A 13,209-nucleotide genomic window follows, 5' to 3' on the forward strand; every position below is an offset into this window, starting at 1 on the left:
CATTTACTGGACAATATAGTATGATTGTTTACTATACGGCCCAGCAAAAGCAGTAATTTTATTCCCGAGGTTAACGAAAAAGCGTACACGTTGATAGTTTATAGCAACCTCGCGAAGTATCTTCTTTTCCCATGGCTCGACGAACAAACGCCAACGACCAGGACGATAAAGCAGCATCCGGATTTGTCCGCGTGCGGGGGGCTCGTGAGCACAACCTCAAAAATATCGACGTCTCCATACCCCGCAATCAGCTGGTGGTTTTCAGCGGTGTTTCCGGCTCGGGCAAATCGTCCCTGGCCTTCGGTACCCTCTATGCCGAAGCACAGCGACGGTATCTTGAATCGGTTTCCCCGTATGCCAGACGGCTGATCGATCAGGTCGGCGTGCCGGATGTCGATGCCATTGACGGCCTGCCGCCCGCCGTCGCCCTGCAGCAGCAACGCGGTACGCCCAATGCGCGCTCGACGGTAGGGAGTCTGACGACGCTCTCCAGCCTGGTGCGCATGCTCTACTCGCGCGTGGGTACCTACCCCGCCCACCAGACGATGCTCTATGCCGAGGATTTTTCCTTTAACACCCCGCAAGGGGCTTGTCCCCGCTGCCAGGGCATGGGCCGGGTGCATACCATGACCGAAGAGTCGATGGTTCCAGATCCATCGCTGACCATCCGCCAACGAGCCATTGCCGCCTGGCCCACGGCCTGGGGCGGTCAGAACTTGCGCGACATTTTAGTCTCACTGGGCTATGACATCGATACACCCTGGAAAGACCTGCCCAAAACCGATCGACAGTGGATTCTCTTTACGGACGAGCAGCCGACGGTGCCAGTCTATGCAGGCCTCACCCCGGCCCAAACGCGGCAGGCTCAGCGATTGAAGATGGAACCGAGCTATCAGGGAACCTTCAGCAGCGCCAGGCGAAACCTGGAGCACACGCTGGCCAATACCGACAGTGCAGCGATGCGCAAACGTGTGCTCCAGTTTATGATCAGTAGCCTTTGCCCGGTATGCAAGGGCAAGCGCTTAAAGCCCGAGGCACTTTCAGTTACCTTCGCTGGCTACGACATCGCCGATCTCTCGCATCTTTCCCTGGACCAACTGGCAGACGTTATCACCCCGGCCGCGAATGGCGAATTTGCCGCCGACATGAATGCAGCAAAGTCGCTTGTAAGTCGCCAGGAGGCCAAAGCCGCGCTGGATAGGCGCCAGCAGGCAGGGGGCTCAGCGCACAAGGGAGCGCCTGATGTGCGCCGTACGGATGATCTTTCGCCTGAAAAGCGCATCGCTGCCGAGCGCCTGTGCGGTGATCTTCTGGATCGGCTGACAACGCTCATCGAGCTGGGTCTTGGTTATCTGTCGCTTGACCGCAGCACGCCCACCTGCTCCTCCGGGGAGCTGCAGCGGCTGCGGCTGGCCACTCAACTCTCCTCCCAGCTCTTTGGGGTCATCTATGTGCTGGACGAGCCGACGGCAGGACTGCACCCGGCCGATGGCCACGCGCTCTTCGACGCACTGGACAGGCTCAAAGCGTCGGGCAACTCACTTTTCGTGGTCGAACACGACGTTGAGATGATGCGTCGTGCCGATTGGCTCGTTGATGTTGGCCCTGAAGCGGGCAGTGCGGGCGGGCGCATTCTCTACAGTGGAGAACCACAAGGCCTTAGGACGGTCAGCGAGTCCCGCACCCGGCCCTACCTGTTTGAGGAAACAGCCCGGCTTGAGTCCCCCAACCGTGCCCCAAAAGGCTGGCTAGGCCTGGAAGGAGTCCGACGGAATAATCTCAAGGGCGTGAATGTTTCGTTTCCGCTGGGTTGCTTTACTGCTGTGACCGGTGTCTCAGGGTCGGGTAAATCCAGCCTGGTGAGCCAGTCTCTACTGGATCTGGTGGCCGGGCACCTGGGCATGAGACGGGAAGAGGCCGAGGAAGATACGCTGGAAAATACCCCTGCCGAAAAAACCATCGGTCGATTGGGGGGCGATATCGATGCCATCCAGCGACTGATTGAGGTGGATCAAAAACCAATCGGACGTACGCCACGCTCCAACCTGGCCACCTATACCGGGCTTTTTGATCAGGTCAGAAAACTCTTTGCCGCAACGCCGGAGGCCCGTAAGAGACACTTCGATGCCGGCCGCTTTTCCTTCAACGTCGCCAAAGGGCGGTGCCCAACCTGTGAGGGAGAAGGCCAGGTCAGTATCGAGCTGCTGTTCATGCCGAGCGTGTATGCCCCCTGTCCGACCTGTCATGGCACCCGCTATAACGAGAAGACGCTGGAGATCAACTGGAATGGCAAATCCATTGCAGATGTGCTGGACATGACAGTTGATGAAGCCTGCCTGTTTTTTGCTAAGGAAGCGTTAGTGTTGCGGTCCCTGGACACGCTGAGGGATATTGGCCTGGGATATCTTAAACTTGGGCAAAGTGCGACCGAGCTTTCCGGCGGGGAGGCCCAGCGCATCAAGCTCTCCACCGAACTGCAACGTACGCAACGGGGCACCACCCTCTACGTGTTGGACGAGCCGACCACAGGCCTGCATCCGCGTGATGTCGACCGTCTTCTTGTTCAGCTGAACCGCCTGGTTGATGCGGGCAATACCGTTATCGTTGTCGAGCATGATATGCGTACGGTCGCCCAGTGTGATTGGGTGGTCGACGTGGGACCTGGAGCGGGGAATCAGGGCGGCACGATCGTTGCGGCAGGGACACCCGCCCAGATTGCCGCGTGTCAGGCAAGCCGCACGGCACCATTCCTGGCGAACATTCTGAAGCCCGAGCTAAGTCCCCCCTAATCAACATCATGACAAGTCTATTTCCCCTATCACGTGTTTTGAATGAAGGGCAAAACGTAGGACCAAAGTCGTACGCTTATTAACTGTCTCACACATTACAAACCTTTACACTCATATATCATGGAAAGACTGTCATTATTGGCTCGTGTTCAAGCAAAACCTGGCCACGGCTCAACGAGAAGAGGGCACCATTCGCTGGTATGCCTTCAGGATAAATGAGAATACGTTTGGTATTTTCGACACATTTGCCACCGGAGACGACCGGCAAGCCCACCTGAGCGGTGAAATTGCGAAGGCGTTGTTGGCAAATGCTGATACGCTATTGAGTATGCCTCCTGTGATCGAACAGCTTGAATTACTTGACGGCAAGTAATTCTTATGAAAGGATAGTGACTTTTGTGCTTTGACAAGTAAAGTATGAAGGCCCCTACCCTGTTACAAATCAAGCGACCTGTATTATAGTCTCAAATTACTCTCCCCAGTGAGACTAAGAGGTATGTATGTATCTACTTCCGGGGCCAGACGTTTTTAGCGCAATGACATACGAAGGAGCTGATAAAAGGGGTTTCCCGTAAAAATTACCTGACCCCTTGCCTCCATGTCCAAAATTCTGGACCGTATTAGGTCTATGGAACTCAACCGGCAGCCGATGGGCTATTAACTAAATCAATGTACTTTTCCCGGGTGACGTTCTCCAGTAAGGTACGCCCCCAGATGCCCCCAAATCAAATGATATTTATACCATATATTACCTTCCAGCATGTCATCTGCACTACCCGACCCAACCAATTTAGACAAGCTCCTACCCCTGGCCGACGATTTGCCGGTGATGATTTGGGTCACCCAACCCGACGCTAGCTGTGTGTTCCTCAACCAACGCTGGTATGACTACACCGGACAAAACCAGTTGGAGGCCTTGGGCACCGGCTGGCTGACGGCGGTCCATCCTGACGATGCTCAGCCATCGGGTGCTATCTTCCTGGCCGCCAACCAGGCCCGGCAACCCTTTGCACTGGACTATCGGCTACGAGCCGCCGACGGCACCTACTACTGGATGAAAGATACGGGCCGCCCCCGCTTTGACGCCCAAGGAACCTTTCTGGGCTTTGTGGGCTCAGTTACCGACATCCATGAATTAAAGATCACCCAGCAGCGGTTACAGATGGCTATCGAATCCACCGAGATAGGTACTTGGGACCTCAACCCCGCCACGGGCGAGCTGATCTGGTCGGATCAATGCAAAGCCTTATTTGGCTTACCGCCCCTGGCCAGCGTCAGTTATTCACTGTTTCTGCAAGGGGTGCATCCCGATGACCGGGAGCGAACCGATGCCGTCGTTCAAGCAGCCCTGCAAGGCTACCAGTCGGGTTTTTATTCCATCGAGTACCGCACCGTGGGCTTAACCGACGGCCAGTTGCGTTGGATTCGTGCACAGGGGCAGGCTTACTTTGACCAGCAGGGGGTAGCTACCCGCTTTGTGGGCATGGTGGTGGACATTACCCAGCACAAACTGAGTCATGAACTCCTCGAACAGCGGGTAGCCCAGCAAACGCACCAGTTGCAGCTGGCCAATCAGGACCTGCAACGCTCCAACGAGAACTTACAACAGTTTGCTTTCATTGCCTCTCATGACTTGCAGGAACCCTTACGAAAGATCCAGTCGTTTGGCGACCTTCTCAAAAGTCGTTACACCGGTTCGGTAGGGGATGAGCTAGCCTACCTGGAGCGGATGCAGTCTGCGGCCAGCCGCATGTCCACCCTGATCAAAAACCTGCTGGACTTCTCACGTATTGCTACCCAGCGGGATGCCAGCGGCCCGGTGTCCCTGGATTGGGTCCTTGAGCAAGTGTTGACCACGGTCGAGATGAGCATCCAAGAAACGGGCGCTCAGGTGAGTGTTGACCCCCTACCTACTGTACAGGGCGATGCTTCGCAGTTGGGTCAGGTGTTTCAAAATCTGCTGACCAATGCGCTTAAGTTTCGGCGTACAGGGGTAACTCCCCACATTGTCATTAAGGCCAGCCAGGTGGCGGCCGATCAGTTGCCTGCCGGCCTCAAGCCCGCCCGGTCAGCTATGGCATACCACCAGATTGCGGTGATGGATAATGGGATTGGTTTTGATGAGCAGTACCGGGACCGCATCTTTCAGGTCTTCCAGCGCTTACATGGCAAGAGCGAGTATGTGGGTACGGGTATTGGACTGGCCATTTGCCAACGCGTAGTGACCAATCATGGCGGGGCGATAACGGCTACCAGCCAACCCGGCCAAGGGGCTACCTTTACCATCTACCTGCCTATATAGCTAACTACCTTAGTAATTGTGTTATATGTAATCCGGGCGAACGGTCCTCCTATAATAAATAAGACGCTGACGCACCGGTAAGAAGGCAAGAAACCTATGTATGACGTCTTTTCGATTCGAGCCTATCTAATAGAGCAAAAAATTGAGTGTTCGTCAGTCGATAAGTATATTTTATTGGCTCGTTTAGCTCAGTAAAACGTTTCAAAAGCACAAACACAATAACTTAGACTTGTCTGGTTCATTTATTTATGAGTAAATTTGTCTTATCTAAATAGAAGAGCCCTGTACTGCTAATACAGGGCTCAACAACGTTCGCTTTTAGTTTAGATGTCGATCAATAATGTCAACTAAAAGCACTACAGTTCGAAGGTAACCAAGCCACTTTACTAGAATTGATTGGCTACCATTCTCATCAGGGTTCGGCTTCCGGCCGGGCCCTGGCTTTTTTAAACGCTTTTGCATTATACAAATCGGTTTAAGAAAGCTTGCTATCACTTTCTGACCTAAAATTGTAGCGCAAAAGGTAATTGATACTGGTAAATTCGATGAAGCGTAGCTTTTCCTCGCCCAAATGCAATCATTTACAATATTTTCTCGACAAATCGCGCAATACACGCTGTATTGAGCCCTAAAAGGAGGTTTTTCGGTTACCCACCTTCGATGAACGGTTATTTTTACACGATATATGGCGCTTTGAAACCATTTCCTCTATAGTGTATAATTAAAGCAAATTGAGACGGTTCATTAATTCTGCCCTATACGTTCTGGCAATAGGAATAACCTGTTTTAAAATGACTAGTGTATTCTCTTCAATGTCTTCTATTTTGTCAATATTGACTATATATTTACGATGTACGCGTATAAATAGGTGCCCTAATTTTTCTTCGATACGGTTCATCTTTGTATATACTGTATATGTCTTATCCGTAGTAACTACCTTGACATAATCACCGTAGGCTTCGACATATAGTATTGTCTGATGTGTAAGTTTTATGTAACGACTATCAACTTTGACATATATTTCCTGTCGTTCTTCGGTTGTGTTCTGCTTTAGACGTGTACTCAACTCTAGTACCTTTTCAACGGCTATATTGAAACGAGGTAATGTAATCGGTAACTTTAGATAATCTGTTACATTGTACTGAAAAGCTTCAAACGCGTACTCGATCTTTCTAGTTGTTAAGATTACATATGGTACAGACGGTAGCTGTTCTAATAGATCAAAACCTGACAAACCCGGCATCTCAACACTCAGCCAAATCAAGTCTATATCCTGTTCAGCTAGAAAGTCAAGGGCACTTATCGTGTTGTCAAATACGCCCAACACCTCCAGCGCACTATGCTGCTTGCACAGACGTTGCAATGATGTACGAGCCATAGTTTCATCTTCAACAATTATACATGTAAGCATATATTTTCTATAATCCTATATTATACAAACCTTACAATTAGCTAATCGCTACTATATACTCGTCCAAGTTACCCAACACTGTATTATTGTCGCGAAGGGTTTGTTATCAGGCAAAATGAAAAAAGAGACTATTAGTGACTACTCAAAAGTGAAGCAATACTGTAGTGTATTGAGTCGGATGATATATTTTTAGTCCAAGTCATTTTCGAGGCATATTATTTATGATTTCTTTAGTCAACTCTTCAGCTTCAATCCAATGTACTGTTAGATCAATTAATCTTTTTAAATCTTGCAAATCGTGGTTATCCCATAGTCTAACATAATGGGTTTGGTCATTACCTAACCAAACTGCCCGCTCTGCTACCTTCTTAATATTGCCACTTTCAACAAATTTATTAATACACTGCATCAATGGCATTTTTAGAATTAAATCAGTTTCGTTCGGATTATTTAAAACTGCAAAGTCTTTTATCAAAAATTCTATAGCCTTCCTATAACCTACTCCACATATTTCCGATAAGCCTTGCTGTTCTGATGTGTATGCTTGGTTGTATATCGTAACAAATGGCGCTGATAGAGCCTTTATTGTATCACTAAATTGCCTAGGCCTAACAGTACCCTTAAATATGGGGCCAGACGATGAAAATGTAGGATAGCCAGACGACGAAATTGTTTTTTGATTCACTCCAATAAAAACAGATCCACAATTATTGATATTAGGACATCTAAGCATTAAATCGATACTTGATCCATTCGAGCGGACGAAAGCATACAATGGCTTAGGAATAATATTTACATGACAATTTGGGCAAATGATAGTATCTTCAATTACGTCAATCGTAGTATCATCCCCACTATTCGATATTGCTTTTATCTTAGTCATCTGTATACTTGTTTCAACCAAACAAATCCAAACATAAAAAAACCGATTAGCTTATTTGCTAATCGGTTTTTTTACTGGGACTTTAGATGTCGGGGTGGCAGGATTCGAACCTACGACCTCCTGCTCCCAAAGCATGAATCTATATTACGGACCAATTTTCATTATAGAGTGCAACACATTGATTTTCAATAATATAATTACTATTATGTTTTCGTTTGTTATTGTTGTTTTTGGTAGTATTTTTGGCAAATGCAAACCAGTACGCAAACCGGTTTGCACATTCAAAACCTACCGACATGGCGGAAACAGGCAAAATCAGAGAGAAAAAGGCAAGCGTTAAAATAGTTTTATGGACTTCAAAAACTCTGGCTGATGGCTCACATCCGTTTGTAGTGCGAATCCATAAAGAGGGAACCCGTAAGCACATTACTACTGGCCTTAGTTTGCATCCGCAATTCTGGAATCCTAATAAGCACGAAATCAGACAGAGTTACCCCGCCGAAAAGCGTAAGGCTCTGGAAAAGGCTTTAGAAAAATGGAAAGAGAGGTTTACTGAGGCTGCTGAAGAACTTGCTGTTAATGATACCCGTCATGATGCTAGTAGTATTGTTCACAAAGTTATTGATGAACGTAACGACTTGCGCCGATTTCAACTACTAGAATATTTCGACGAGTTAATTAGCCAGTTTGATAAAACCGGGAATGTAGGTAATAAACGAGTTTACAAAGATGTGCAAAACAGCTTACGTCGGTTCATGGGTGAAGGTCAAGACGTGCCGTTTGATGGCATTACAGTCAAATTCTGTAACCAATGGGAAAACCGGATGAGAAGCGAGACAGTAACGGATTCTACACTGTCGGTCAGATTTAGAACCCTCCGCGCTGTCCTGAATAAAGCCATTGCCAACGGCTACGCTAAACCTACCTCCTACCCTTTTGCCCGTAACACCGCCGAAAATCACAAGTTCCAAATTGGTAAGTTTGATACTCGAACTACCAAACGAGCGATTAGTAAAAGCGACATACGCAAAATTGAAGCCTACCAGCCCCCACAGGAAAACGGCAAATATGCCACCTTGCGCAATACACAGGATCGGTTACAGTTGGCAAAAGACCTGTTCCTATTTTCGTACTACTGTGGTGGTATCAACTTTGTAGACATGGCTGCCCTACGCTGGTCTAATATCGGCACTGACTTAGACAACAAACCCCGCCTAAGCTACATTAGGCAGAAAACAGGCGGTAGGTTCTCAATTCGGCTTATGCCGCAAGCCCTGGCAATTCTCGAACATTACAAGCCCGAAACTGTACATACTGCCGCTTATGTGTTCCCAATCCTCAACACAGCTTTACATACTACACCGACCCAACGACAAAACCGTTGCGGGAAAATCATGGGGCAAGTAAACCTCGATCTAAAAACGATTGGAACCGCCGTAGGTATCCAAACAACGCTCACCACGTATGTATCAAGACATTCTTTTGCTATGGCCCTCAAGCGTTCCGGCGTGGCTACAGCAGTCATTAGCGAAGCAATGGGCCACAGTGATGAACGCACAACACAGATTTATTTATCTGAGTTTGAGACTGATTTAGTGGATGCTGCTTTTGAAAATTTATAAGATCATGATAGACAATAATATAACAGTTGGAGAAGGTCAAGTTTTTCAGCCTTACCCTGAAAATCCCAATGAACTAATCCGGTATAATAGTGGCCGTTGGCTTCATAGTGCGGATTCTGGTAAGACTTATTCTTATCGTGCAGATATGCAAGAAAGAAATAAAGCTGATGCCCTATCTCCAAAAAGTGTATGTATTATAAAGACCCATGAAGAAAGGTTTAGCATAGGAAGGAATAAAGAAATTGAGGCGAGTTATCAAGCTTATTTAGAAGATAAAGAACGACCATTATATGAGAGGCACCGCTTTAATATACGTGATGGATTAATTATAGCCAATGAAAGTGCTATAGAAGATGATATAGATGATTCCTTAAAAGCTTTCGTAGATGGGAGGCCGCTTGAAATAGAATGGTTAGCAATGACTATCCGTATGTTATTACGCGACTATCGCATTGACAATCCTGAATTTGATCTTGTTGCTTTTATTGAGGATGTAAAAGCTAAAGTAACTGATAGAGCCGATGCTCTAAGTATTACATATCCTGCTTTTCAGGCAAAATTCACGCATGGTGCAGCCGTAAGTTTGAAAAAACGACTTACTAAGATTTTAGCTGAATTTACCTCTTCCGATATACCTACGCCTAACTTACCTACATCAACATCAAATACTATTACTGAAGGTGCTCGGTCAGGTGTAGCATCAACCCCATACGAACTACAGCCTAATTTGTATGTACCCGACCAGATGCAAACACGCTTGTTTAAAACGCTTTCTATTTACACTCCAACTGAGCAACATGGCGCGTTGGGAGAACTGTTAGAAAAAGGGTATTCTAATGATCGCATTTGGGTGAAACTAAGGGCTGATTCATTAGCTTATATCTTTAAAGTAGCCAGAGAAGCACGAACCAATCCAATTTTAGCCGATATGAAAGAACTAGCAAACTGGTTAGCAGCATATATCAGTTGGGGAAAAAAGAACCCTAAGCCGGTTTCATACGACTATGCATATAAGGTTCTACGGGGTAACGAAACTGTAGAAACCTCTAACCAAATACGACTAAAACAATAGTGGCTTTTTTTGAAACCTTTATGACCTTTTAATTAACTTCTCGATTATCAGACATTTAACTATATCGAAAAGGTCACTTTCAAAGTGACTTTTTTTGTTTACGGATATTTGTTCTGTTCACCGCGCAACATATCCGGCGAACAAACAAACGTGATAAATTGGTTTGAAGTTTTTGCGGAAGAACTTGCCGCTATTCGAGAAGGACAAAACGAAATACGCACTCTTCTCAGTAACCATTCCGGCACGACTGATGCCGAACCTTACGGTGATTTTAAGTGGTTAGTAACCACTTGCCCCGGTGTTCCAGCCAGTACCTTGAGAATCAAGTCAGCAGCAGGTGATATACCCGGCGTTATCAAATTTGGGAAACGTGTTTTGTACGAGAAAGCCAGTGTACTCAACTGGCTACGCAGTCAGACGCGCCGATCCTCACTTGATACTTTTGCACTCGAACGAGCTGCTAATGAGCAAGTAAATAATCAGTTAGGTAAGCAACGCGGCAGGGCGCGCAAGACAATATGAACCAGCGCCCAAACTCCACCCCTAGCAAGCGCAAAAGACGTTGCCAATGTGCCTGCCCCCGCAATCGATTAGATAACCTCATCTTGACCCAGGATGACGCTACCAGCATACTGCGTATTATTCAGTTTATAGCCGCTGGCATTCCCCTGCCTGATGAGGACCATCAATTTGCCTTAAGTCTGTATCAAAAACAGTGTCGGGTTTATCACTGGCTTCTTGATAAAGCCATTCAGGATATGACCGACCCTACCCCCAACCCGCTTACCTAATTCATCTATTGCGATGCTATCGACAACAAAGTCAAAAACGATGTTGGCCCCTATCACTATGTATAAAAATACGTATGATAAGGTTGGCACCGACATTACGGTAAGGGATTTTCTAGATCAAATTGTTTTGGGCAAGCACCAAAACCTAATAGAACAACTACGCTCGGAAGCTGATAAAGAAAAGCAGGATAAGTATAAAAAAGATTTGCCAGCGGCTACGATTGCCGGGACACTTGAGGTCAATAATCGAACCAACGAAGGTGTAGTAGATTATTCGGGTTTGATGGCCATTGACTTTGATTACCTGAACGATGAGCTAGACGAAACATGCAAACAATTATGCAGCGATCCGTACAGTTTTGCGGTCTGGGTCTCGTGTCGGGGAAAGGGTCTTTGCGTTTTGGTAAAGATTCAGCCTGAACGATGGGAAGATGCTTTTTTAGCTCTTGAGCGGTACTACTTGGAAAAATACGGCCGGTTCATTGATCCATCTTGTAAAAACAAAGGACGGTTGCGCTATGTCAGTTATGACCCTAATCTGTTCACCAATGAAGAGTCGTTAGTTTTCCGGCAATACCTTAAAGCATCGGAGCGAAAAAAGAGTGAAAAGCCAATTTCGGACTACGTACATACGAATGAGGATATAGAACACGTCATTAGCCAGATCGAAAGTCGGCAGCTAAATCTTACGGATTCTTACGACGATTGGTTTAAAATGGGCTTTGCTTTCGTGGCGGGATATGGCGCGAATGGTAGGGAATTTTTTCACCGCGTTAGCCAGTTCAGCCCCAAGTACGAACCGGAGGAATGTAACAAGCAATACGATTACTTACTACGTTATGGAGCCAAACAGATTACAATAGCTACTTTTTATCATGTGGCTAAAAGCGCCGGTCTGGACATCATGACTCCGCGTACAAAGGAGATCGTCAGCATTTCAAGTAACAGCAAAAAAAATAAAGTTAGCCTTAACAGCGCCGTGGATACGCTGGCGAAAATGCTGGATATACCACACCAGGAGTCGCGGCCCATTGTGGAGCAGGTCTATAATGCTACTGGCAGTATTGATACTCAGGAGACCATTTATGAGCAGACGATAAGGCACATTCAGCTTCAACACGCCCTTTTCTTTAACCTGGTGTCCCGGCGTATTGAAAAGCCGAATGGGATCATTTTCAACGGGAAATGGGAGGTGAATGAGTTATTTAATGAACTCTTGATCCTCTTCGATGGAAAATTAGGAAGACAGGCTTTTGAATCGCTTCTTTTTTCTCATAAGACAGTCCCGCCCCTTAATCCGCTGCAACAGTTCTTTATTCATCACCGGGACCGTAAGCCGGTTGGCGTTATCGCACAGCTAGCGGCCACGATTGAAACGGATACTGGCTGGGAAGGGAATGGATTTGACCCAACCTACACTGAATACTTTTTTAGAAAATGGTTGATCGGCCTGGTCGCGTTGGCTTTTGATAATTTATGCGACTTAATGTTGATTCTGACCGGACCGCAAAACATTGGCAAGACCGAATTTTTTAGGCGTCTGTTACCTGATGGACTACAAAGATACTTTGCTGAAACTAAACTGGACCGAGGCAAAGATGACGAGATATTACTCTGTGAAAACTGGATTGTTTTCTTAGATGAGTTATCGGGTAAATCATTTCAGGACGTGGGGTTAATGAAAAACCTGCTTTCGGCTAAGGTTTTTGACCTCCGCGAACCGTATGGCAGTACTAACGTGAAGTTACGGCGTCGGGCTGCACTCTGTGGATCGAGTAACCCGCAGGCGATTCTTAGCGATCCCACAGGCAATAGGCGTATCATTCCGATTAACGTACTGTCGATTAACCGGGAATTATATAACACTATCGATAAAACAGATTTGCTGATGGAAGCCTATCACGCTTACACAAATGGCGAAGGGTATTCTTTATCAAGTGACGATATAAGACGCCTGGAAGAGGAAACAGGGAGCTTTAAAAAGTGGTCAATTGAAAGGCAACTCCTGGAATGCTCTTTTGCTAAACCGACAGGTGAAGGTGGGGAGGTAGTTGAACATCTGGAACTGATTCAGATTCACCTTAGCCTTGAGAGTCGGGCTGGTGGTCGTAGGCTCGAAAGCGATAAGATCAGGCTGGAACTGGCAGCGATGGGATTGAAATCTTACCAAAAGCGATTTGGTAAAGACCCTCAAACTAAGAAGCAAAGACGACCCTGGGTGTACGATGTGCTTCGTTTAGACAATCCGTAAGCCACTTAAAGCCGGGTTTAAGCCACCCCTAATCCACCCTAACCTCCTTATTATTAATAGTTTATATATAGTGGCTTAAGTGGCTTGT

At 46.9% G+C, this 13,209-nt stretch carries 10 protein-coding genes; 8 read left to right on the plus strand and 2 right to left on the minus strand.

The window, feature by feature from the left end:
• The first annotated feature begins 131 nt into the window (after positions 1-131).
• From ACYU8Y_RS19905 to ACYU8Y_RS19915, 3 genes are all read left to right on the plus strand, one after another.
• A complete protein-coding gene (locus ACYU8Y_RS19905; RefSeq protein WP_460939827.1) occupies positions 132-2,789 on the plus strand; it encodes an excinuclease ABC subunit UvrA in 2,658 nt (885 codons plus the stop codon).
• 145 nt (positions 2,790-2,934) lie between these two features.
• Entirely contained in the window at positions 2,935-3,162 is a 228-nt protein-coding gene (locus ACYU8Y_RS19910) for a putative quinol monooxygenase (protein ID WP_460939828.1), read from the plus strand.
• A 387-nt stretch (positions 3,163-3,549) separates the two neighbouring features.
• Positions 3,550-5,091, plus strand: coding sequence for a sensor histidine kinase (locus ACYU8Y_RS19915; protein ID WP_460939829.1), 1,542 nt, complete (start codon positions 3,550-3,552; stop codon positions 5,089-5,091).
• Positions 5,092-5,812: 721 nt separating this feature from the next.
• Here ACYU8Y_RS19915 and ACYU8Y_RS19920 read toward each other — a convergent pair.
• Together ACYU8Y_RS19920 and ACYU8Y_RS19925 are read right to left on the minus strand one after the other, a co-directional pair.
• Entirely contained in the window at positions 5,813-6,502 is a 690-nt protein-coding gene (locus ACYU8Y_RS19920) for a LytR/AlgR family response regulator transcription factor (protein WP_460939830.1), read from the minus strand.
• 199 nt (positions 6,503-6,701) lie between these two features.
• A complete protein-coding gene (locus ACYU8Y_RS19925) occupies positions 6,702-7,385 on the minus strand; it encodes a hypothetical protein (protein ID WP_460939831.1) in 684 nt (227 codons plus the stop codon).
• Positions 7,386-7,681: 296 nt separating this feature from the next.
• Here ACYU8Y_RS19925 and ACYU8Y_RS19930 point away from each other — a divergent pair, with 296 nt between their 5' ends.
• The 5 genes from ACYU8Y_RS19930 to ACYU8Y_RS19950 all read left to right on the plus strand — a co-directional run bounded on the left by ACYU8Y_RS19930 (position 7,682) and on the right by ACYU8Y_RS19950 (position 13,121).
• On the plus strand, positions 7,682-9,007 hold the full coding sequence (locus ACYU8Y_RS19930; RefSeq protein ID WP_460939832.1) for a site-specific integrase: 1,326 nt from the start codon (positions 7,682-7,684) through the stop codon (positions 9,005-9,007).
• 4 nt (positions 9,008-9,011) lie between these two features.
• Positions 9,012-10,079 carry a hypothetical protein gene (locus ACYU8Y_RS19935; RefSeq protein WP_460939833.1) on the plus strand — a complete coding sequence of 356 codons (1,068 nt, stop codon included), beginning with the start codon at positions 9,012-9,014 and terminating at the stop codon, positions 10,077-10,079.
• 84 nt (positions 10,080-10,163) lie between these two features.
• A complete protein-coding gene (locus ACYU8Y_RS19940; protein WP_460939834.1) occupies positions 10,164-10,601 on the plus strand; it encodes a hypothetical protein in 438 nt (145 codons plus the stop codon).
• An 83-nt stretch (positions 10,602-10,684) separates the two neighbouring features.
• A complete protein-coding gene (locus ACYU8Y_RS19945; protein WP_460939835.1) occupies positions 10,685-10,870 on the plus strand; it encodes a hypothetical protein in 186 nt (61 codons plus the stop codon).
• A gap of 13 nt (positions 10,871-10,883) precedes the next feature.
• Entirely contained in the window at positions 10,884-13,121 is a 2,238-nt protein-coding gene (locus ACYU8Y_RS19950) for a VapE domain-containing protein (protein ID WP_460939836.1), read from the plus strand.
• Positions 13,122-13,209 lie beyond the last annotated feature (88 nt).

Source organism: Spirosoma humi, from assembly GCF_054776575.1.

What these genes read in the sequence shown, in the direction of transcription:
- ACYU8Y_RS19905 (WP_460939827.1), top strand. Translation starts at nt 132, where the DNA reads ATGGCTCGACGAACAAACGCCAACGACCAGGACGATAAAGCAGCATCC.
- ACYU8Y_RS19920 (WP_460939830.1), bottom strand. Translation starts at nt 6,502, where the DNA reads ATGCTTACATGTATAATTGTTGAAGATGAAACTATGGCTCGTACATCA.
- ACYU8Y_RS19935 (WP_460939833.1), top strand. Translation starts at nt 9,012, where the DNA reads ATGATAGACAATAATATAACAGTTGGAGAAGGTCAAGTTTTTCAGCCT.
- ACYU8Y_RS19930 (WP_460939832.1), top strand. Translation starts at nt 7,682, where the DNA reads ATGGCGGAAACAGGCAAAATCAGAGAGAAAAAGGCAAGCGTTAAAATA.
- ACYU8Y_RS19950 (WP_460939836.1), top strand. Translation starts at nt 10,884, where the DNA reads ATGCTATCGACAACAAAGTCAAAAACGATGTTGGCCCCTATCACTATG.
- ACYU8Y_RS19925 (WP_460939831.1), bottom strand. Translation starts at nt 7,385, where the DNA reads ATGACTAAGATAAAAGCAATATCGAATAGTGGGGATGATACTACGATT.
- ACYU8Y_RS19915 (WP_460939829.1), top strand. Translation starts at nt 3,550, where the DNA reads ATGTCATCTGCACTACCCGACCCAACCAATTTAGACAAGCTCCTACCC.